Source organism: uncultured Microbulbifer sp. (assembly GCF_947489355.1).
Classification (GTDB): domain Bacteria; phylum Pseudomonadota; class Gammaproteobacteria; order Pseudomonadales; family Cellvibrionaceae; genus Microbulbifer.
Genome location: NZ_CANLDD010000001.1, coordinates 343,515 through 365,398 on the forward strand (window position 1 = coordinate 343,515; position 21,884 = coordinate 365,398).

General features: G+C 56.4%; 14 protein-coding genes and 1 pseudogene. 3 read left to right on the plus strand and 12 right to left on the minus strand.

Annotation, left to right across the window (positions count from 1 at the left end):
• Nucleotides 1-226: 226 nt before the first annotated feature.
• On the plus strand, nucleotides 227-2,410 hold the full coding sequence (locus Q1A48_RS01555; RefSeq protein ID WP_299940233.1) for a TonB-dependent receptor: 2,184 nt from the start codon (nucleotides 227-229) through the stop codon (nucleotides 2,408-2,410).
• Nucleotides 2,411-2,870: 460 nt separating this feature from the next.
• On the opposite strand, the gene Q1A48_RS01560 is transcribed toward Q1A48_RS01555, so the two are convergent.
• Both Q1A48_RS01560 and Q1A48_RS01565 read right to left on the minus strand, forming a co-directional pair.
• On the minus strand, nucleotides 2,871-3,008 hold the full coding sequence (locus Q1A48_RS01560) for a hypothetical protein (RefSeq protein ID WP_299940235.1): 138 nt from the start codon (nucleotides 3,006-3,008) through the stop codon (nucleotides 2,871-2,873).
• A 163-nt stretch (nucleotides 3,009-3,171) separates the two neighbouring features.
• Entirely contained in the window at nucleotides 3,172-3,294 is a 123-nt protein-coding gene (locus Q1A48_RS01565) for a hypothetical protein (protein WP_299940238.1), read from the minus strand.
• Nucleotides 3,295-3,492: 198 nt separating this feature from the next.
• On the opposite strand from Q1A48_RS01565, the pseudogene Q1A48_RS01570 reads away from it, so the two are divergent.
• A pseudogene (locus tag Q1A48_RS01570) lies at nucleotides 3,493-3,741 on the plus strand (transposase); the annotation flags it as partial.
• Nucleotides 3,742-4,103: 362 nt separating this feature from the next.
• Here Q1A48_RS01570 and Q1A48_RS01575 read toward each other — a convergent pair.
• The 5 genes from Q1A48_RS01575 to glyQ all read right to left on the minus strand — a co-directional run bounded on the left by Q1A48_RS01575 (nucleotide 4,104) and on the right by glyQ (nucleotide 15,042).
• On the minus strand, nucleotides 4,104-7,121 hold the full coding sequence (locus tag Q1A48_RS01575; protein ID WP_299940241.1) for a S8 family serine peptidase: 3,018 nt from the start codon (nucleotides 7,119-7,121) through the stop codon (nucleotides 4,104-4,106).
• 945 nt (nucleotides 7,122-8,066) lie between these two features.
• A complete protein-coding gene (locus tag Q1A48_RS01580; RefSeq protein ID WP_299940243.1) occupies nucleotides 8,067-11,048 on the minus strand; it encodes a S8 family serine peptidase in 2,982 nt (993 codons plus the stop codon).
• 310 nt (nucleotides 11,049-11,358) lie between these two features.
• Complete coding sequence (gmhB, locus tag Q1A48_RS01585; RefSeq protein WP_299940246.1) at nucleotides 11,359-11,946, minus strand: D-glycero-beta-D-manno-heptose 1,7-bisphosphate 7-phosphatase; 588 nt, start codon at nucleotides 11,944-11,946, stop codon at nucleotides 11,359-11,361.
• Nucleotides 11,947-12,004: 58 nt separating this feature from the next.
• Nucleotides 12,005-14,086, minus strand: a complete 2,082-nt coding sequence (gene glyS, locus Q1A48_RS01590; protein ID WP_299940248.1) for a glycine--tRNA ligase subunit beta — start codon at nucleotides 14,084-14,086, stop codon at nucleotides 12,005-12,007.
• On the minus strand, nucleotides 14,086-15,042 hold the full coding sequence (gene glyQ / locus Q1A48_RS01595; protein WP_299940250.1) for a glycine--tRNA ligase subunit alpha: 957 nt from the start codon (nucleotides 15,040-15,042) through the stop codon (nucleotides 14,086-14,088). The genes glyS and glyQ overlap by 1 nt, the downstream gene beginning before the upstream one ends.
• A gap of 158 nt (nucleotides 15,043-15,200) precedes the next feature.
• On the opposite strand from glyQ, the gene Q1A48_RS01600 reads away from it, so the two are divergent.
• On the plus strand, nucleotides 15,201-16,088 hold the full coding sequence (locus Q1A48_RS01600) for a lysophospholipid acyltransferase family protein (protein WP_299940253.1): 888 nt from the start codon (nucleotides 15,201-15,203) through the stop codon (nucleotides 16,086-16,088).
• Between the two features lie 39 nt (nucleotides 16,089-16,127).
• On the opposite strand, the gene Q1A48_RS01605 is transcribed toward Q1A48_RS01600, so the two are convergent.
• The 5 genes from Q1A48_RS01605 to Q1A48_RS01625 all read right to left on the minus strand — a co-directional run bounded on the left by Q1A48_RS01605 (nucleotide 16,128) and on the right by Q1A48_RS01625 (nucleotide 21,882).
• Nucleotides 16,128-17,315, minus strand: a complete 1,188-nt coding sequence (locus tag Q1A48_RS01605; RefSeq protein WP_299940256.1) for an ABC transporter permease — start codon at nucleotides 17,313-17,315, stop codon at nucleotides 16,128-16,130.
• Between the two features lie 76 nt (nucleotides 17,316-17,391).
• The gene (locus tag Q1A48_RS01610; RefSeq protein WP_299940258.1) at nucleotides 17,392-18,552 is read right to left on the minus strand and encodes an FtsX-like permease family protein; all 1,161 of its coding nucleotides are present in this window, start codon (nucleotides 18,550-18,552) and stop codon (nucleotides 17,392-17,394) included.
• Complete coding sequence (locus Q1A48_RS01615; RefSeq protein ID WP_299940260.1) at nucleotides 18,549-19,244, minus strand: ABC transporter ATP-binding protein; 696 nt, start codon at nucleotides 19,242-19,244, stop codon at nucleotides 18,549-18,551. Before Q1A48_RS01615 ends, Q1A48_RS01610 begins: the two co-directional genes overlap by 4 nt.
• A 51-nt stretch (nucleotides 19,245-19,295) precedes the next feature.
• Nucleotides 19,296-20,330, minus strand: a complete 1,035-nt coding sequence (locus tag Q1A48_RS01620; RefSeq protein WP_299940263.1) for an efflux RND transporter periplasmic adaptor subunit — start codon at nucleotides 20,328-20,330, stop codon at nucleotides 19,296-19,298.
• 100 nt (nucleotides 20,331-20,430) lie between these two features.
• Entirely contained in the window at nucleotides 20,431-21,882 is a 1,452-nt protein-coding gene (locus tag Q1A48_RS01625; protein ID WP_299940265.1) for a TrkH family potassium uptake protein, read from the minus strand.
• Nucleotides 21,883-21,884 lie beyond the last annotated feature (2 nt).

Genomic DNA, 21,884 nt, shown 5'->3' on the forward strand with positions numbered 1-21,884 from the left:
GCGCCCCCGAGACGGATACACAGACACAATCCTAATCAGGGCAAAGTGCGACTCCTACAAAACATCACCCTGATAGAACAGAAAATGTCCAAAAAGGGACAATCCACCGGTGGCACCAAAAGGCAATCAAAAAAATTGACAGTTGAACCTCACTTCAATGGTAAAATACAATCATTCTTATTAGCAGATAAAACATTATTAACTTTAATCACTCTCTGGAGGGTGCATGAAACCTTTCCCCCTGTCGCCTCTGGCATTTGCCCTGGCAGCATTGACGGCTGTGCCGAGTTTGGCCGAAGAGCGCCTGGAGACTGTTTCCGTCATTGGCGATCCCGGCTCTATCTCCAGCCTGCCGGGCTCTGCACACCTGGTCGATGCCGACGAGCTGGCCGAGTTCGAATATGTGGATATCAACCGCATACTGCGCTCGGTGCCGGGTGTCTACCTGCTTGAAGAGGATGGTTACGGCCTGCGGCCGAATATCGGGATTCGTGGCGCCCAGGGAGGTCGCTCCGGCAAGATCTCTCTGATGGAAGATGGTGTGTTAATTGCGCCTGCACCTTATTCAGCCCCGGAGGCCTACTATTTCCCCAGCGTCGGCCGCCTGGACGCCATCGAAGTGCTGAAGGGCCCCGCTGCCCTGCTCTATGGCCCATTCACCGTAGGCGGTGCCGTGAATATGCTGAGCACACCGATCCCGGAAACCCCTGCTGGAATGGTACAGCTCGAAGCCGGCGAATATGGCGAGACCCGCCTGCACAGCTATTACGGCACCAGCACCGAGAACACCGGCTGGCTGCTGGAAACCCAGCAGCAGCATGCAGATGGTTTCCGCGATATTGATCGCGCCGGCAGCGCGGATATCACCAAAGAGGACTACCTGCTGAAGGGCCGCCTGCGCTCCGATGCGGATGCGGCCTATCGCCAGCAACTGGATATCAAACTGCAGTACTCCGAAGAGGAGTCCGGCATGAGCTACCTGGGCCTGACTGACGCCGACTTAAACGACGACCCCAACCGCCGCTACGGCATTAGTGCCCTGGATGAAATGCAGAACCGCCACAGCACCGTGCAGCTGAATCACAGCATCCAACTGGGCGAGGGCTTCACGCTGCATACCCAGGCCTACTACAACAAGTTCAAGCGTGACTGGTTTAAGGTCAGCCTCGGAAGCCTGATTGATGATGCCAATAGCGACAACGAAACTGTAGCTGAAAATGCGCAAGCGATACTCGATGGGCAACAGGATTACTTTGGTTTCGGTATCAAGCACAACAACCGTGAATACGAGTCCAAGGGTATCCAGGTCAGCGCCGACTGGCTGTTGGATACCGGCTCCGTCACCCACGAATTGACCTTTGGTATACGCCGGCATCGGGACGAAGTGGATAGATTCCAACCAGTGGAGATCTATAGCCAGATTGATGGACAACTGATCTACCAATACATGAATATCCCCGATACGGCAGGAGAAAGCGGCAATAACCGGGTTGGAGAAGCCGATGCCACCTCGTTCTTCATTTACGACGATATCCAACTGGGCGACCGGCTGACCCTGACGGCCGTCCTGCGCTATGAAGATGTGGAAACCGAGGAGCAGCGCTATAACGATGCAGAGCGCTTTGAAAAGGGCAGCTACCGCTCCAACCAGGTAGATGAATGGCTGCCGGGGCTGGGGCTTGTGTATCAGGTCAGCGAACAGTGGCGCCTGCTGGCGGGTGTCCATCGCGGTTTCGCCCCCCCCGGCGCCGGTGCCAAAAACGGCCAGGGCCCTGAGTTATCCACCAACTACGAGTGGGGTGCACGCTTTGATAACGGCACCCTCACCGCCGAGCTGATCGCCTTCTATAGCGACTATGAGAATGCTGTGCAGAACTGCTCTGTGGCTGTATCCTGCCCCAATGGAGCCGAGAGTGGCACCTTTCAACTCGGTGAGGCGGAAATCAAGGGCCTGGAAGCTGCCTTTGGCAGTGAGTGGGTGCTCGCAAACGGCTGGACCCTGCCAGTGCGTGCCAGCTATACCTATACCGATGCGGAGATCACTGAAGACAGTGATGATGGCGACCTGCTGGCGGGCGATAATCTCGAGTACCTGCCGGAAAATGTCTTTGCCGTATCCGCCGGCCTGGATAGCCGTGCCGCTTGGCGCCTGACCCTCACCGCTGCCTACCAGGATGAGATGTGTGTGGACTATGAATGTAAGCGCAGCGATGGTACGAACCGCTTCGATTATACCGAGTCCCTGTGGGTGGTGGATGCCGCCGCGCACTACGACTTCAGCGCAGACCTGACGGGTTACCTGAAAGTGGATAACCTGTTCGACGAGCAGGTGATTATCAGCCGCAGCCCAGACGGCGCCCGCGCCAACCGGCCGCGCGTGGCCACTGTGGGGATGAAATACATCTTCTGAACCTACACCGTGACTAAACGATAGGACAGGAAAACCCCGGCTTTCATCGGGGTTTTTTAAGGGGCATGAGGCTACCAGCGCTCGAGGCCCAGGTGGACAAAGTAGGCCTTGAGGTAATTATTAACTCGGCGGAAATATAGCTCTGCATGATGCAGTTCCCTCTAACCTCAGAATGGATTTTATACAGAACTATATGGTCGCCGGATTAATAATCTCAGCAATGGCGGGGTGTACCGGGCAATCCGGACCCTGGCCACCATTGACAAGAATAGCTGCACATCGCCCCAGCCAGTGCGCACCGCCGGCTACACAGTCGAGCAGCTCATCGGATTGCAGGAGCCGGAAGCGCTTACAAACAACCCATCCTTCGCCAGCAGATGCATGGCCAGCACGTTGAGATCGCGTTAGGCCACCAGGTGATCCTTGCGTCTTTTAATAAAGATCGGTAGGTCCAGCGCCATCAAATCGAACTATCCCCTTTATCCACAACTTGCTGTTGCAAATACTCCACCCCCCAATTGCTGATCTGAATTGCCAGGTAACCTCCAAACTTATCCACAACGAGATCGAGCAGGCCGTTGGGATCGTCATACAACATCCGGTAGCTGGAATGCGCAAAATAGCGCTGCCGCGGTTTTAATACTGCTAGCAGGCGCTCACTTATGCCCCTCTCTGTAAAGTCGAATTAGCGGGTCACTAAGCGGCCACAGATAAATTGGCAGGGATTTACAAACGCGGCTCCAAGAAGTTTCCCTTGGTGGTCACGGATTTGGCACTGACGCCCGGCTCAATGCCTTCCATTCGTGCTTGCTATTCACTTCATTGCTGTAAATCCACAAGTGTCCACGCTTCAAGCGCCGCGCTTCAATAGTAAATCCTGTCACTGCAGGAAAGGCATACTTACTCAGGTGTTAAGCACTTCACAACTTCTACAGGGATATTCCAAGGTAACTGCCACATCATTTTTCAAACTATCCACAGCACAGACTAAAGGCTGTTCCCGTTTGGATGTAGCCTATTGACTTATAAGAGCAAGCTCGCATCGTTGAGGTTCTAACACAACGACAACCAAGATTGAGGGTGCGGACAAAGGCTATGATAGCGAGGGTTCACGGCAGCAGATATGCAACAGAGTGCCAAGGCAGTGATTCTCAGAAGACGCAATTCCGTGAAAGGCAACGCGGATTTCGATAGGGAGCTCTACAGAAATCGGCATCTGGTAGAGAATGCTTTTTGCACGATTGAAACACTACCGCGTGATTGCCTCACGTTTCGACAAGCTCAAGAGGTGCTATCAAAGCACAGTAGTTGTAGCTTGTGCCTTCTTATAGTCCCTATGTGAAACGGGGACAGCCCCTGGCGAACTTTCAATCCCGGTTTGTCTGTACTTACCACCAGGTGCCGCCAATGCCGGGCAAGTGAATGAAGACCGGCACATTTACACAGCGGAAAGAGGGCTTGACGAAGACAATGCGGGTAATGTCGCAATGATGTCCTTTGCGTCATCATCAATCCCAAGAGAACGATTTTCTGGGGCTTTAACCGTATTCCCTGGAAATTGCCGCTGCATTTGTCCAAGCCCGATCCGAAACGGCTTGCCAGTCATTGTAAAAAAATGCCGGCCCAGGCCAAAACTCCTGTGCCAGCATTCGGTAGTGATAAAGTGCCCCAAACAGCGGGGCATTTTATCCCATCATTGGGTGTTGATCATCACCTCCGTTTCCGCAAGGACCTGCTCACCGTCACCATGGCTCAGGATGCCAAGGGCGCGGGTATCGGGCGCCAGCCCCATCCACTCGAGCGTGATATTACCGTTGCTACCCAGTTGTGCCTGACCCGGTGCATCTAACTGGGTATTACCCTTGTCGCCATTCAAGTTGAAATTGAACAGCGTGAAAGGCGTGGCTCCTTCGGCAGAAGCAAAGTCCTCCACGACCGCCGCGTACAGCCCCGCTGTGGGATTGCGCAAGGTGACTGATTCAGTGGAGCTTGGAGAAGCACTGCGGCCGACCTGCGGGAACTCGGGGCCCGGTCCGAAAACCCGCAGGTCCAGGTCATCGGTGCCGCTGCCATCACCCACATCGGCATCGAACAGAGCTATACGGGCCAAATCGGTACCTTCCGGGACATCGAAAAAGATCACCTGTTCATCACTGTCATCCACATTGTTTCTATCCTCCACACTGCCTGGGTGGGCCACGCCTTCCGCCAGGCCGTTCACCGTCACTTGATAGTTGCCGTTATAGCCGAACTGCGCATTCAGATCGAGACTGCCATCAGTGCCCTCAGCAACAATCTGCTTTTGTGTAGAAAAGGCTATCGGGCGCACGGCAATGGGGCTGCGCACATGGTGACGGAGGCCTACGGATTTCCAGGTCAAGTCGCCGAAAGCCCACTCATTGATCGCGGCATCTTCGGTGACATTGAAAGTGACCGTAAACTCCTTGGTTTCCCCTTTCCTCAGCCGCAGTACCCGCGGATGGACACGCACCTCAACACCAACCGGCGCCTTGACGGAGGCCCAGTACCATTTCGGAACGCGGGATACATTGGTGACACGGCGTTTCACCGTCTGGGTTCCCGCCAATGCACCGATACCAATAGAGGGCAGGTTCAGATCGCTGGAATCAAGAGAGTAACCCTGGGAGACGAGGTTGTCACAGGTGGCGCGCTCAATAATATCTGGCTGGTTTTCCGCACCACACAAAAATGCCTGATAGTCATTGATATTAGCATCGTAAACCAAGCCGGGGCGAAAGGCAGCGGAAGGCACCATAGCGCCGGCACCGATATCAAACGGATCTGCCATTTCCGGACCGAACGTTTTGAACAGATCGGTGCGGGCTGTTGTCATAAGTGCGGATTTGGCCATTGCAGGGGACCAATCCGGGTTGGCCTGTTTCAACAGCGCCATTACACCGGCCACATGTGGGCTGGCCATGGAGGTACCATTCATGCGGTCAAACAGGCTGCCACCGCTCAGAACCGGAGAAGTACCGGCAAGAATGCCAACACCCGGTGCCGTCAGGTCCGGCTTGATAATATCCAGCGCGCCGGCATTATGACCGCGGGACGAGAAACGGGCGATGCGGTCTTCCCGGGAAATCTGTAATTCAGCGTCCAGTGTGCCGTTGACGTCCTCACTGCCCGCGAGCAGCTCACCATCCGCGTAGCGGATCATTACGCCGGGGATACGCGTGTCGTCTGCGCCCATAACGATGGGGTCCATTCGGTCCACCGCCGTACCATCATTGTAAACGACAATCGCAACCGCACCGGCATCTGCCGCATAATTGTACTTTTCCGTAAAGGAGCAGCCGCCACGTTTCACCAGGGCGATTTTGCCTGCCATGTCCGCGTTGTTATCGAGTGGAGAGCAGGCTTCGAGAGGCGCACTGACGAGCACCGACGCGGACAGGGCCCCAACGTCCTCCATGGCGACCGGTCCACCCCCTTCCAGCGCATCATAACTACCGGCAATGGATGCGGGAGAATCTACCTGTAGCACCTGTCCAAAGCTCTGATCATCTTCAGCGGCAGCCACTGCAGTGATCCAGGGAACCCCAGAAGGCGTGCCGATGGTCTCGGAAGCGGGACCCGAATTGCCGGCAGAAGTGGCAACGAAAACACCGGCATCCGCCGCCAGCAGAAATGCAAGATCGTCTGCACCATTGAAGACATTACTGGAGCCGCCCACAGAAAAGTTGATCACGTCAACACCATCGGCCACGGCCTCGTCAATGGCCGCCATGGAGTCTGACGAGCGACAACCGCTTTGGTCCTCCTCCCCTTCCTCTGGCTCCGGTGCGTCCCAGCACACCTTGTATACGGCAAGACGTGCGCGCGGTGCCATGCCGGTGAGTGTCTCTCCATCCGGTGTGACCACACCATAGTTACCGATAGCAGTGGTGGCGGTGTGTGTGCCGTGCCCATCGGCATCCCGCGCAGAGAGGAATTCGTAATCTGCCAGGGGCGTATTACGCAGGAACGCATCGGAAAAAGCTTTGGCCTTGATCAGTTTGTTGTTGCAGGCAAAGGGGGCATCATCGGGATTGGCCTCGGTATTGCCGAAATCACAGCCCTCGCCAACAAAGGATTCGGGCACGGGCCCGTAGGGGATGTGGGCTCCGCGATTGCCCCGCCGGGGCGTGCGTGTGTCCGCGACGCTTGGGTGCTCTGGGTGTATACCACTATCGATCACACCGACGACTACATCCTCTCCGGTGATCCCCCAGAGCCAGGGGCTGGGAAACCGGCGGGTCAGGCCGAGAAAGTCAGCAGTGGAATCCGTGTGAGGTTTGAGCAGGCGGTCCTCCCATACACCCTTCACGTCTTTGTGCCTGCGCAACGTCTCGGCTTCCTTTTTGCTCATAACCGCGGCAAAACCATTAAAAGCGGTATCGTACTCGTGCACCTTCTGCGCACGGGGAATGGAGGACAGCACCCGCTCGCGGCGCGATTTAAGAAAACTGTCATAGTGCCGGTAACTGCTGCTGCGCCGGTCCATCTTGCGTCGGCTCGTGGATTTCGCTGCAGACGATTCGGGGACATTACCGCGATAAGAGGACAGCGGTTCTCCATTGAGACGGACGATATAGACCTTTTTGTTTTTTTCGAGTTTGGCAGTGAATCGTCCCTTTTCCGTATCAGCGAAACTGCTGCTCGAAAGCAGCAGCCCGGCTATGAATGTGGATATAATCTTTTTTCTCATTTATTGGATTTCCCTTTTGTATTTTTTCGAGAGAGGGAAAATAACGCGACAGGATCAAGTGATCAAGCAAACTGATCATATTCCACAAAAAAAACCCACTAAACTTTTGATGTGTCATCAAGGGTAATTTATGACGTATAATTCAGTATTCACAGGTGTTTAATGTTCATATTTTCCTGCGTGACCCTTGCCACCTTTCTTTCATCACATGAAATGTATAAAAGTCAGTTATGGGTAGTTAATTACGATTTTATAAATCTGAAAGGGGCCTGATGTCCAGAAAAGCCTTCCATGCTCTCGCTTGGCATAAACCGGGCCAACTGCTCAGGATTTCAGAGGCAGCGGTATCCGCATCGTGTGAAATGTGCCGATTCATTAGTTTTTGCGGCGGTGGTTGAACGAAAACTACTTGTAAATCCTACAGAAAATGATCTTTGTTCCAGCGGGTATGACAAAAACAGAACCTTCTCTTACATGTGGAAGCTTTAGCGCAGAAATTGCCACACTTTATAAAAGCAATAACCTGAACAGCAAAGCACCCCGATTGCGCGAATTGCGCCTCCTGGACCAGATGGAAGAATTATTTCCGCCCTGGGGATCTGGTTAAACTGGGCAACGATTTTCTTTTTGCAGAGATTTACCAAATTTTTCGGGACACCACAAAAACACACCAGCGGAGAGGCCAGCCCCCAGCGAGAGGCAGTAGGTTGGCACTTCCATAAAACAAAGGGGGGTCCATCGTTGTGTTACGTCAGAAATCTCAATTGCAATACAGATATTTCCCGAGACTTTGGCCGTATTTCTCTGAAAATTGCCGCTGTTTCTATCCCAGTCCGACCCGAAACCAGTTGTCAATCGTTGTAAAAAAATACCGGCACAGGCTAAAAAGCCAGTGCCGGTATTCGGTAGTAAAAAAGTACCTTGGCAGCGGGGCACTCTATCCCATCATTGGGTGATAACCATCACCTCAGTTTCCGCGAAAACCTGCTCACCGTCGCCGTGGTTCAGGATGCCGAGGGCGCGGGTATCGGGCGCCAACCCCATCCACTCAAGCGCGATCGTACCGCTGCTATTCAGCTGCGCCTGACCCGGTGCATTCAACTGGGTATTGCCACTGTCACCGGTCAGGTTGAAATTGAACAGCGTGAAAGGCGTTGCGCCCGCGGCAGAGGCGTAGTCATCGACAAACGCGGCGTATTCCCCAGGCACAGGGTTACGTATGGTCACGGACTCAGTAGAGGTTTCAGAGCCGCTGGTTCCCACTTCCGGAAAATCGGGAGCCGGCCCAAACACCCGTAAATCCAGATCATCGCTACCGCTGCCATCGCCCACATCGGCATCGAACAGGGCTACACGGGCCAGATTCGTCCCTTCCGGCACGTCGAATAAGATTAGTTGGGAACCACCGTCTTCTACGCTGCCGGGATTTGCCACGCCTTCCGCCAAGCCGTTTACAATCACCTGGAAGTTGCCGTTATAACCGAACTGTACATCCAGATCGAGGCTACCAGCGGTGCCTTCAGCGGCGACCTGTGTTGGCGCAGACAAGGCTACCGGACGGACGGCAACAGGGCTGCGCACATGGTAGCGGGTGCCCACAGATTGCCAGGTCAGGTCGCCGAAAGCCCACTTATTCATCGCGGCGTCTTCAGTGACGGTTAAGGTGACCTCAAACTCCGCGCTTTCCCCCTCCCTCAATCGCAGCACGCGCGGATGTACCTGCACCTCGACACCAACCGGTGCATTGACCGAGACCCAGTACCATTTTGAACCGCGGGATACGCTGGTGACTCGGCGCTTCACGGTTTGGGTTCCCACCAGTGCACCGATACCGATGGAGGGCAGGTTCAAGTCGCTGGCGTCAAGGGAATAACCCAGGCTATCCAGATTGTCACAGGTGGTGCGCTCGACAATTTGCGGCTGATTTTCGGCACCGCATAAAAATGCCAGGTAGTCATTAAAACCGGCATCGTAAACCAGGCCGGGGTGGAGGGCGGCGGAGGGTGCGATAGCGCCGGCACCGATATCAAACGGATCTGCCATTTCCGGGCCGAATGTTTTGCGTAAATCGGTGCGAGCCGTACTCATAAGCGCGGACTTGGCCATTGCCGGAGACCAGTCCGGGTGGGCCTGTTTCAGCAGCGCCATCACCCCGGCCACATGGGGGCTGGCCATGGAGGTACCACTCAGGCGGCCAAACAGGTTGCCACCGCTCAGAACCGGTGAAATACCGGCGAGAATACCGACACCCGGTGCCGCCACATCCGGCTTGATAATATCCGGCGCACCGGCATTGTAGCCCCGGGAGGAAAAGCTGGCGATACGATCTTGGCGGGAAATCTGCAGTGTGGGGTCCAATATGCCACTGACGTCCTCACTGCCCACAATCAACTCGCCATCCGCGTAGCGGATCATCACACCGGGGATACGCGTGTCCGGCGCAGACATGGCAATCGGATCAAAGCGGTCCGCCGCCGTGCCATCGTTGTATACGACGATCGCAATCGCACCGGCGTCTGCCGCATTATTGTACTTATCCGTAAAGGAGCAGCCTCCGCGTTTCACCAGGGCGATTTTCCCTGCCATCGCCGCGCTGTTATCGAGTGCAGCACAGGCTTCGAGCGGCACACTGGCGAAGACAGGTGCAGACAGCAGCCCAGCGTCCTGCATGGAGACCGGGCCACTGCCCTCCAGGGCATCGTAAGTCCCGGCGATAGGCCCTGGCGACTCCACGCGCAATGCCGTACCAAAGCGCTGGTCATCCTCAGCGGCAGCCACTGCGGTGATCCAGGGCACGCCTGAAGGCGTGCCGATGGTTGCCGAACCGGGGCCCCCGTTGCCGGCGGAAGTGGCAACGAAAACACCCGCATCCGCAGCAAACAGGTATGCGATATCGTCCGCACCGGTAAAGACAGTGCTGCCCCCACCCACGGAGTAATTGATCACGTCCACGCCATCGGCCACGGCCTCATCAATGGCCGCCATGGCGTCCGCCGAGGAGCAACCACTGTCATCCGGGTCCGGCGCGTCCCAACATACTTTGTACACAGCAACGCGTGCCCGCGGCGCCATGCCGGTGAGGGTTTCCCCATCCGGTGTAACCACACCGTAGTTACCGGCGGCGGTGGTGGCGGTGTGGGTGCCGTGCCCGTCGACATCCCGCGCAGAGAGGAATTCGTAATCCGCCAGCGTGTTAGCGGAGCGGAAAGCGTCGGAGAAGGACCTGGCCTTGATCAGTTTGTTGTTACAGGTAAAGGCGGCGTCATTGGGGTTAAACTCGGTATTGCCGAAATCACAGCCCTCTCCAACAAAGGATTCGGGCACGGGCCCGTAGGGAATAAAGGCGCCGCGATTGCCCTGGCGAGGCGTGGGGGTGTCGGCAACACTCAATTGCTCGGGGTGAATACCGCTATCGATCACACCGACAACCACATTTTCACCGGTTATCCCCCACAGCCAGGGGCTGGGTATACGGGTCAGACCGAGAAAGTCCGCAGTGGAATCTGTGTGGGGCTTGAGCAGGCGATCTTTCCATAAGCCCCTTACATCCTTATGGCTTCGCAATTCCTCGGCTTCCTTTTCGCTCATAACCGCAGCGAAACCGTTAAAAGCCGTGTCGTACTCATGCACCTTGCGCGCACTGGGAATAGAGGACAGCACCCGTTCACGGCGCGATTTGAGGAAACCGGCATAGTGGCGGTAGCTGTCACTGCGCCGGTCCAGCCTGCGCTGGATAGCGGATTTGGCCACGGACGATCCGGAGACGGCGCCGCTGTGAGAGGATAGCGGTTCGCCATTCAGTTGAACGATATAAACCTTTCTATGCTTTTCAAAATTGGCAGCGGGTTTGTCCCCGCCCGTATTAGAGAAACTGCTGCCCGAAATCAGCAGTCCTGTTATTAGCGCGGGAATTATTGTTGTTTTCATTGAAAAGTTCCTTTTTTGTTTTTACGCAGGCGGGAAAATAGCGGCAAGCGGGGTTAATCGTTGTAACACTGCGGCATGCACTGCATCTTCAATGCCGCCCAACAAGACCCTCTTCCAAACGCCGCGCCCATCCATGGTCTGTCAGAAATAGCGGTTGCTATGGTGGACTTGCCCGTCCCATTACCAGCTTTTAAAGGAATGTTGCCCACAACTCAATGTGTTGGCATTCAATTCTTCGTGTAGTGATGATTGGGGTGAAAATGGCAGGGAGAGAAAGATAAGCAAGTCAGGTATGTGCAAATCGACCGGTTCAAGGCGCAACCGGGCTTCCGGTTGCGCCCTCCACACACCCGCCCAACAAAAACCGGGCAAACTGCGTTAGGTCCGCAAATAAAAGCGTGTTCTCGAGGTGTGGATTGGGCTGTTCCATCAACTTTTGCAGCGTGCGTTCACCCTCGCCGGATTTGAGTAATACCGGCTTGCAGCCTTTTACCAGTGCCAACTGCAAATCCTCAAGCTTGTCCCCAAGCAGATAGCAGCCGTGCAGACTGGTATCGAACTCCGCCTCTATCGCCTCGAGCAATCCCGGCTTGGGTTTGCGACAGCGGCAATGATCCTCGGGGCCGTGAGGGCAATAGAAGATAGCGGCGATCTCGCCACCGGCATCCTCCACCAGGGCACGCAGCCTGGTGTGTATGGCCTCCAAGTCATCGAGATCGAACCGACCCAGCGTCAGACCGCTCTGGTTGGTAGCGATCACCAGTTGGTAGCCGGCACGACTGAGGGCTGCCAGCGCTTCAATACTGCCGGGGCAGGGCTGCCACTCGTCGGCGGACCTGACGAAAGTGCCGGGGTTTTCGTTGATAACCCCGTCGCGCCCGAGAATAATCATAGGCATGGCAGACTTGCCCTGTTGTTATTGAGCCGGGGTGCAGAGCCCCCGGTTCAAATAGTCGTTACTTGGCCGGTACCAGCAGGGAAATGTCGGCAACTTCCAGGAACAGCGCGCGCAGTTGAGCCAGCAGAGCCAAGCGGTTATCGCGCAGTTGCTCGTCGTCACTCATCACCATCACATGGTCAAAGAAGGTGTCCACGGTTTCGCGCAAACCCGCCAGACCGGCGAGCCCCTCTGCGAACAGGGCATCGCGGTACAGTGGCGCCACCTCGGAGCGGGCCACCTGCACAGCGGCGAACAGGGCCTTCTCCGCTTCTTCCTGCAACAGGGCCTCGTCAATATTGCCAGGCACGGCGGTTTCCAGCTTGGCGAGGATATTGGAGACGCGCTTGTTGGCGGCAGCCAGGGCGCCGGACTCCGGCAGTAGGCTGAAGGCGTTCACCGCATGCACGCGGTTGTCGATATCCAGCGGGCGCGACAGTTTGCGTGCTGCCACCGACATAAACACCTCGGTGGCAATACCCTGGTCCTCGTAGCGGGCGCGAAAGCGCTCCAGCACATACTGCAGCGCCTGCTCCACAACCCTGTCGTACTCGCCCAAGGCAGTGCGAGGATAGTTGTCGCGGGCCAGCTTCAGCAGTTGGCGCAGATCCAAGTCGAGACGCTTTTCCACCAGGAGGCGGATAATACCCAGACTGGCGCGGCGCAGGGCGAAGGGGTCGCGGGAGCCGCTGGGGGGCTGGCCGATGCCGAAGATGCCCACCAGGGTATCCAGGCGGTCCGCCAGGGCGAGTACGGTACCGGTCTCACTGGTGGGCAGCTCGTCACCGGCGAACTTGGGCATGTACTGTTCATACATGGCCTTGGCCACATCCAGCGGCTCGCTGTCGTTTTCCGCGTAGTAGTAACCGGCGATGCCCTGCATATCGGCAAACTCGAACACCATCTCAGTGACCAAGTCCGACTTGCACAGACGCCCGGCGCGTTCAGCCCAGTCACCGTTGGCACCCACCTGCTCAGCGATGGCGCGCGCCAGAGCGGAGACCCGCTCGGTCTTGTCGTAGACGCTGCCCAGGTGCTGCTGAAACACGATCTGGCGCAATTTTTCGCGGCGCGATTCCAAGCTGGTCTTTTTGTCGGTCTCGAAGAAGAAAGCGGCATCTGCCAGTCGCGGGCGGATAACACGCTCATTGCCGCGAATCACCTGGGCGGCATCCTGGCTCTCGATATTGGCAACGGTGATAAAAAAGGGCAGCAGTTGACCACCTTCATCCACCACGTGGAAATATTTCTGGTGCGCCTTCATAGAGGAGATCAAAGCCTCCGTAGGGACCTCCAGGAAGCGCTCCTCAAAGCGGCCGGTGAGAGCCACGGGCCACTCCACCAGGGCGGTCACTTCATCGAGCAGGTCATCGTCGATCACCGCCTCACCGTTGACGTTATCGGCCTCGGCAATCACCTGGGCGCGAATCGCCTCGCGGCGCGCGGCAAAATCCGCCAGTACATAGCCGGGCTCACGCAGTACCTGAGCGTAGTCGTGGGCGGAGTGGATCTCCAACGCGCGGTCGCAGTGGAAGCGGTGGCCGCGGCTGCTTTTGCCGGCCTTGAGGCCGAGCACTTTGCCCTCCACCACTGTGTTGCCAAACAGCATCACCAGCCAGTATACCGGGCGCACGAATTCCTCGCGGCGCGCGCCCCAACGCATGCGCCGGGGGATGGGCAGTTGTGCCAGGGCCTTTTCTACAATACCGGGCAGGAGAGATTCGGTCTCGGCGCCTTTCTGTTCACTGATAAAGGCCAGACGTTCGCCTTTGTCGGTCTCCTTGCGGCCCAATGCCTCCACGGTGACACCGTTGCTGCGCGCGAAGCCCTCGGCGGCCCTGCTGGGGTTACCCACTTTGTCGAAGGCGACTTTGACCGCCGGGCCAAGTTTTTCTATTTGTTTGTTCTGCTGTTTGTCCGCCAGACCGAAAACCGCGACTGCCAGACGGCGCGGACTGGCGTAGGCTTTGACTTCGCCAAATGTCAGCTCGGCGCCTTTTAAACCCTGGGTGATCCCTTCGGCAAAGGCGTCCATCAGTTTGTGCAGCGCTTTTGGCGGCAGCTCCTCGGTTCCCAGTTCTACCAGAAAGTCCTGCGCCATTACGGCTTCTCCTTTTGTTCGGTAACTTCCGCCAGGATATCTGCGCGCAGTGCTTCATCCGCCAGGGGGAACCCCAATGCGCGCCGCGCATCGTAGTAAGCCCGGGCCACCGCGCGGGCCAGGGCGCGCACACGCAGGATATAGCGCTGGCGCTCGGTGACCGAGATGGCGTGGCGCGCGTCCAGCAGGTTAAAGGCGTGGGAAGCCTTCATCACCTGCTCGTAGGCGGGCAGCGGCAGGCCCAGTTCAATCAGACGCGTACTATCGCGTTCACAGTGATCGAAGGTGGCAAATAGGAATTCCACGTCGGCATGTTCAAAGTTATAGCGGGACATCTCCACTTCGTTCTGGTGGAAAACATCGCCGTAGGTGATGGGGCTGCCGTCCGGGTTGCGTGTCCACACCAGGTCGTAGATGGATTCCACGCTCTGCAGGTACATAGCGATGCGCTCCAGTCCGTAAGTAATCTCTCCGGTGACCGGGTAGCACTCCAGGCCACCTACCTGCTGGAAGTAGGTAAACTGGGTTACCTCCATACCGTTCAGCCACACCTCCCAGCCGAGGCCCCAGGCACCCAGGGTCGGGGATTCCCAGTTATCCTCCACAAAGCGGATATCGTGGATGGCTGGGTCCACACCCATGGTGCGCAGGCTGTCGAGGTACAGTTCCTGGATATTGTCCGGGGACGGCTTCATCACCACCTGGTATTGGTAATAGTGCTGCAGGCGGTTGGGGTTTTCGCCATAGCGGCCGTCGGTGGGGCGGCGGCACGGCTGCACATAGGCCGCATTCCAGTTTTCCGGACCCACGGCGCGCAGGAAGGTCGCTGGATGAAAGGTGCCGGCACCCACTTCCATATCCAGAGGCTGTAGAATGACGCACCCCTGGCGCGCCCAATAATCCTGTAGGGCAAAAGCAAGTCCCTGAAAGGTACTGAGATCGTATTGCTTGGACACCGCTATCTCCGCATCAGTATCAGCTGTGGGCAAAGGGTCGCAATTATAGCGGTAGCAGCTCTCGCGCTTAAAGCGCTATGGCCGCGGCGGGCAGTTTGAGTGGCCGTGCCAGGTCCCGTGGCCGTTTGCTGCGGCGTTTTGTATAGGAAGTGATTGCAGTGGATATTAAGGGGTACCTCGCGGCAGGTGTACTGAAACTGGTGGGCAGACTGCCACTGAAATGGGCGCAGCGCCTGGGGCGCTGCGCCGGCGGGCTGGCGGTGCTATTTCGCACAGAGGGCCTGCGCTTGAGCCGTATCAACCTGCAGCTCTGCTATCCGGCCATGGACGCCGGGAAACGGGAGCAACTGGCCCGCGACAGTGTCGTGAGCACCGCCATAGCAGGCTGTGAAATGGCGAGCCTCTGGCGTCACCCCTGGGCTACCAATGAAAACGCCATCGTGGGGGTGCGCAACCTGCAGTTGCTGTCACAGGGCGAAGAGGATGGCCGCGGCACACTGATGCTGATGCCGCATACCGGCAACTGGGAAATTTTCGGTCTCTTCCTGGCGTCCTTGGGACCTTCCATGGCGCTATATGCGCCGCCGAAAATTGCCGCCCTGGACCCGATTATCCGCACGGGCCGCGAGGAGACCGGCGCCCGCATGGTGCCCACCAATATTCACGGCGTACGCGCCCTGCTCAAGTGCCTGAAGGCTGGCCATGTCGCCATGGTGCTGCCGGACCAGGAGCCGGATATGGGCGGCGACTTCGCCCCCTTCTTCGGGCGTCCGGCACTCACGATGACCCTGGCCCACAACCTGTTGAAACGCACCCAATGCCACTGTGTATTCGGGTTTGGAAAGCGGGTCAAGGGTGGCTTTGAACTGGTTTTCCTACCCGCGGAAAAGGCGATCTACAGCGACGAGCAGAAAGTTTCCCTGGCGGCCATGAACCGCGGTGTGGAGGCCTGTATTGCCACCGCACCGGAGCAGTACCAGTGGGAGTACAAGCGCTTTCGCAAACAGCCGCAGGGAAAAAGCACCATCTATCGCAAGAAAAAATAGAGCCTGTGACGGCACCTCTACTGTTAACCAGCGGCCCCCTTAAGTCCCGTGACGAAATGCTACAATCACCGGCATGCGCGCTGCGCGCCAGGCGGGGAAAAAACCGCTGACAAAGCCGATCACCAACGCCAGTATCGCCCCCTGCAGGAACAACTCCGGCGACATCTCAAAGCTGAAAACCACCTGGGTAAAACTACCCCCCAGGGTGGAGGTATTCAGACCGTCAAAAAAACCAAAAGCGGCGAAAGAACCGAGGAGACCTCCGGCGACCGCCAGTACCAGGGCCTCGGCAATCGTACCGCAGAAGGCGGACACACTGCTGAAACCCAGCGCGCGCAGAGTGGCGATCTCCCTGGCCCGGTCCGCCACCGAGGTGTACATGGTGTTGAGCGCACCGGCCAGGGCACCGAGGGCCATAATGGCACTGATAATCCAGCCGAAAACGGCGATGTATTGCAGTTGTTTACCCTGACTGGCGAAATAGCCGCGCTCGGTCTGGACCTCCAGGTTCAGACGCGGTTCCCGCTCAATGGTCTTCTGTAGCGGCCCAAGGTCTCCGTCATTGTCCAGCTTCACCCGGATCGACTGATAGCTGTTGCCGCGGTTGTAGTGGCTCTGGATAATATTGATATCCGCCCACAGCTCGCTTTCAAAAATATTGCCACCAGTGGCAAATACGCCAACCACGGTCCACAGGTTTTTGCCAAAACGCACCGTCCTGCCGATCTCGAAGCCGTCGAACTCACGCAGTACCCCTTCACCCACAACCATCTCATTGGTACCCGGGGTAAACAGGCGTCCCTCTACCAAACGCATATTGGTACGCATATCCATACCGGCTTTGTTGAGTCCGCGCAGGGGGATATTGGCCTCGGTACCGCTGGACTTCTTGATCCCATCCACAATCACGTAAAGCTCCGGTGAAATCATCGGACCGCTGCTATCCTGCGCGACACCGGCTGAAGCGCCAATCAGGTTGACCTGATCCTGCAGAACCACCGAATTGAGTTCGGTTGAAGAACCCTCACGCATCAGGATGGCGATCTGGCTGGAGCCGGCCCCACGCATGGTCTCCTCGAAACCCTTGGCCATGGCGAGAAACGCCAGCAATATTGCCACCACCACTGCCGAGGCCAGCACCATAGCCAGCGACATCCACAGGCGGCGGCGCAAACTACCGAGATTCATCAGGGTCACCGAGACAATTTGTGCAATAAGAGAACCCATTCTTTTCCCTCCCTGTCGGAGTTTTGATGTAGTACCCGGTATAAAAAGGACCACAACAGGCTGACTATCAGCCGGATTATTGTTGTCGGTTAAATGCCGTGGCGATATTCAGCCGCAGCGCGTTAAACGCCGGCAGCAGCCCGGTGACCAGGCCGAGCAGCAGCATAAATACCAATGCCTGCAGGGCGATATTGCCACCCAAAATCAGGTTGGGTAAGAATCTTGCAAGAAAGGTTTTCCCCCCTTCAACCAAAAGCCAGGCGGCCGCCAGCCCGGAGAGCCCGCCAATCAGTGCAATCAGCATGGACTCGGATAACACCATACGAAAAATCCTCGTGCTGGAAAATCCCAGGGTTTTCAGTACGGCAATTTCTCCGGTGCGCTCGCGAATGGACAGCGCCATGGTATTGCCAACCACGACAAGAATGGTGAAAAAAGCGGTAAATACCACCGAGAAAATGATCAGGCCGATATTGCCTATCTGCTCGATAAAGGCTTTATTAAAGGCTTCTTCCGTACTGGTGTCGGTTTCATTCTGGGAATTGGCAAAGCTATCGTCGATGGCCTTCGCCACCTTTTCATTCAGCGATGGATCGTCGGTGGTGAGTGCCATCCAACCGATCCAGTCGCCACCAAAGGTTTGGGTTTCCATAAAATACTGGTAGTGGAACAGCATCTGGCGGGTATCGTACTGTTCGTTATCCCCTTTAAAAATGCCAGAGACGATAAATTCCCAGGTATAGCCGCCGTCTTTATGGGTAAAGATATTCGAGGAAACCGGAATTCTGTCGCCAATTTTCCAGCCGTACATCTCTGCCAGTTTTTCCCCCACCAAGGCCCCTTGTCGGTTGTTGAGCCAGGCCTGTTTCTGCGCCTCGGGAATAATAACTTCTTCGTAGACGCGCAGATAGGATTCAGGCTCTACCGCCATGGAGACAATTTGTTTGGCCGGCTCCTGATAGTAACCGCCAAACCAGTTCAGGTGGGTGACGTCCTTCACTCCCGCCACCGCGGCGACTTTCTGGTAGTAGGCAATGGGCAGGGATTTGGTAAAGTTGATGCGGTTAAATACCACCAGACGGTTGTCCGCGGAGAGTTCCACCCCGGAATTAAGTGCGCTTTTTAAGCTGGTAACTGCACCAAAGATCAAAAACGCAATAAAGATAGCAAAACAGGTGAGGAACAGCCGTAAGGGCTTTCTCGTCATGTTTTTGTAAATTAAATAGAGGTCGTTCATGCCACCACTTCCCTTTGCACAAACTGCCCTTTGTCGAGATGCAGGGTGCGCTTTGCGTATTTAGCCGCAGCGGGGTCGTGGGTGACCATCACGATGGTCTTGCCATGATCGCGGTTCAACAGCTGCAGCATTTCCAGAATTTCATCGGCAGTACCGCGATCCAGGTCACCGGTGGGTTCGTCACACAGTATCAACTTGGGGTCCGAGACAATGGCGCGGGCAATGGCCACCCGCTGCTGCTGGCCACCGGACATTTCGCCGGGCATATGCTTGGCGCGGTCGCTCAGGCCCACCAAAGCCAGCGCCGTTTCCACATTTTTGCGGCGTCGGATCTTGGACAGTTTGGTCAACAGCAGTGGCAGTTCCACATTGCGCTGCGCATTCAGCATCGGCATTAAATTGTAAAACTGGAAAATAAAGCCGATATTCTCCGCGCGCCAGCGGGTCAGGGCACTCTCACTGAGTGCATCAATGCGGGCGCCATCAAACCAAATCTCGCCGCCACTGGGTTGATCCACACCACCGAGCATATTCAGCAGGGTGGTTTTACCGGAACCGGATGGCCCCATAATTGCGACAAAATCCCCTTGCGCAATGCCCATATCCAGATTGTCAAAAATAGGAATTTTTTCCTTGCCTTTAACAAAGCTTTTGCGGACATTCGTTAATTGAAACAACACATCTTCTGACATCTCCAATCTCCTCGTAAAAGAATGAATCCGTTTGGCAAGTGCGTCTCGAAACTAAAGAGCGGCTGCCTCCCCGGCCAAAAACCCAACTTTTACCCCCATATCCGGCAGGATACGCGGATCTTTACTGTTTATGCCAATACGCACCCGCACTGTGGCCTTGGCGCGATCAGCGGTCGGAATAATAGCGATCACCGTGGCTGGAATATCCCATTCCGGGTAGGCGTCCAGATTGGCGTTTACCCGCTGCCGCGCAGAAACGCGGCCAATAAATGCCTCGTTGACATCGACCTCGATTTCGAGCGAGTTCATATCCACGATGGTGCAGATACCTGTGCGGGTGAAGCCACCCCCGGCAGAGCTGGGCGCGACAATTTCCCCAGGTTGTGCATTTTTTTGCGTAACGATACCGGCGAAGGGTGCGCGGATAATATGATCCTCCAGCCGTTCACGCTGTCGCTGGGCCTCCAGTTTGGCCACCTCAATATTGGCGCGCGCGCTTTTTAAATCCGCCACCAGGCTATCGACGCTGGCTTCGCTCTGGGTCAATTGCGCTTTACTGGAATAGTTTTTGTCGCGCAGGCCGGCAAAACGCTGGTACTGGCGCTGCGCTTCTCTCAGCCTGGCGTGAATACTGGCCTCCTGGGCCCGCTGCACCTGAATCTGGGCCAGGGCAAAATCCAGGCTGACCCGCGCCTTGGCATCGTCCAGCCGCGCCAGTACCTGCCCCGCCTGTACCCGCATGCCCTCCTCCACATCCACACTGCTGATCAGTCCCATAACCTCGGCGGAAACCGTGGCCATACGGCGTGCGGTGATATAGCCGGAGGCATTGAGCACAGTTTCCAATTGCCCACGTTCGGTAGCTATGGGTGTCGGGGCAGTGGCATCTGCGGGAATACTTTGCACTGGCGTGACTGCGGGCTGGTCGTCCGCCAGTAGGCTGGCGCCGGCAAATCCCATGATCAAGCCGGCAAGGGTGCCGGCAGAGACCGCCAACAGGATTTTCCGGCGCAGTGAAGGTGCCTCAGGAAGCGTATTCCGGTCTATCTTCAACTGATCGAGCAGCTCATTGGTGCTTCTATTCATGCCGCCTTTTTCTTATCGCTTTTTTTCTGGACAAAGCTACTGTGACAGAAGTCTTCAGAATTTGCCACGCGCGGATGCTGCGACGTGAGGATCCGCCACCTCAGTGGCGCCAAAAAGCGGGAGTCAGCAGTATCAGCAGGGTGAAAATCTCCAGGCGCCCCATCAGCATGGCGAGAATAAGAAACCACTTGGCCACTTCGTTAATAGAGCCGTAGTGGGCAGCGGCATCCCCCAGGGCCGGGCCTATATTATTCAGGCAGGATGCCACTGTGGTGAGCGAGGTGACAAAGTCCTCACCGGTGGCGATCACGATAATGGCAAGAACGAAAAAGGACAGGACATAGACGGCAAAAAAGCCCCATACGGCATCGGTGACCCGACTCGGGACTATCTTGCGGTTAATCTTGATAGGAATTACCGCATTGGTATGCACCAGCCGGTTCAACTCGCGCAGTCCGGACTTCATAATCAACATCCCCCGCACAGCCTTAATCCCGCCCGAAGTGGAACCGGCACAGGCGCCAAGCACCCCCAACAGCAGCAGCGCATAGGGCAAAAATACAGGCCAGGCAGAAAAATTCTCCGAGGCAAAACCGGCGGTGGTACTGATGGAGACCACCTGGAAAAAACCGTGCAGCAGGCTTTGGTCCAAAGAGAAAATGTCCAGATACCAGAGATAACAACTGATCAACAGCGCGGCACTGACAACCACCAGGATGTAGAAGCGGAACTCGGAGTCGCGCCAATAGTGTTTCAGCGTTTTGTTGTGAAAAGCGTAAAAATGCAGGCCGAAATTGATCGCCGCGGTGAGCATAAACACGATGCAAATCAACATGATCGCATGGTTGTGCGCGTAAAAACCCATACTGGCATCGTGGGTGGAAAAGCCGCCATTTGCCACGGTGGAAAAGGCATGGCCAACGGCATCAAACACACTCATTCCCGCGATCCAGTAGCCAATACCACACAGCACCGTGAGGATGACATAAATCACTATCATTGCACGGGCTGTCTCAGCGATCCGCGGCGTCAGTTTGGTGTCTTTTACCGGCCCGGGAATTTCCGCCTTGTACAGCTGCATACCACCGATGCCCAGCATGGGCAAGATTGCCAGTGCAATGACGATCACGCCAATACCGCCAAACCACTGTAGCTGCTGGCGATAATACAGGATGGCCGGGGGCAGGGAATCCAGGCCGGTGATCACTGTGGCGCCGGTGGTGGTGAGCCCGGAAATAGACTCGAAAATCGAATCGGTAACGCTGAGGTCGGGTTGCGGACTAATAATCAGAGGCAGAGCACCGAAACTACCCAGGATCAGCCAGAACAGCGAGGTTACCACAAAGCCATCGCGGGTACGCAGATCCTGGCGCAGGTCGTAAACCGGCAACCACATAAACAGGCCGGTGATCAGGGTAATCACAAAGGCTGCCACAAAGGCACTGTGGGTGTCGTCCCCATACCACAGCGATACAAAGAATGGCGGTATCAGCGTCAGGCTGAACACCGTCAGGAGAATTCCGAAAACTCGCGCAATGACCGCAATCCGCATTG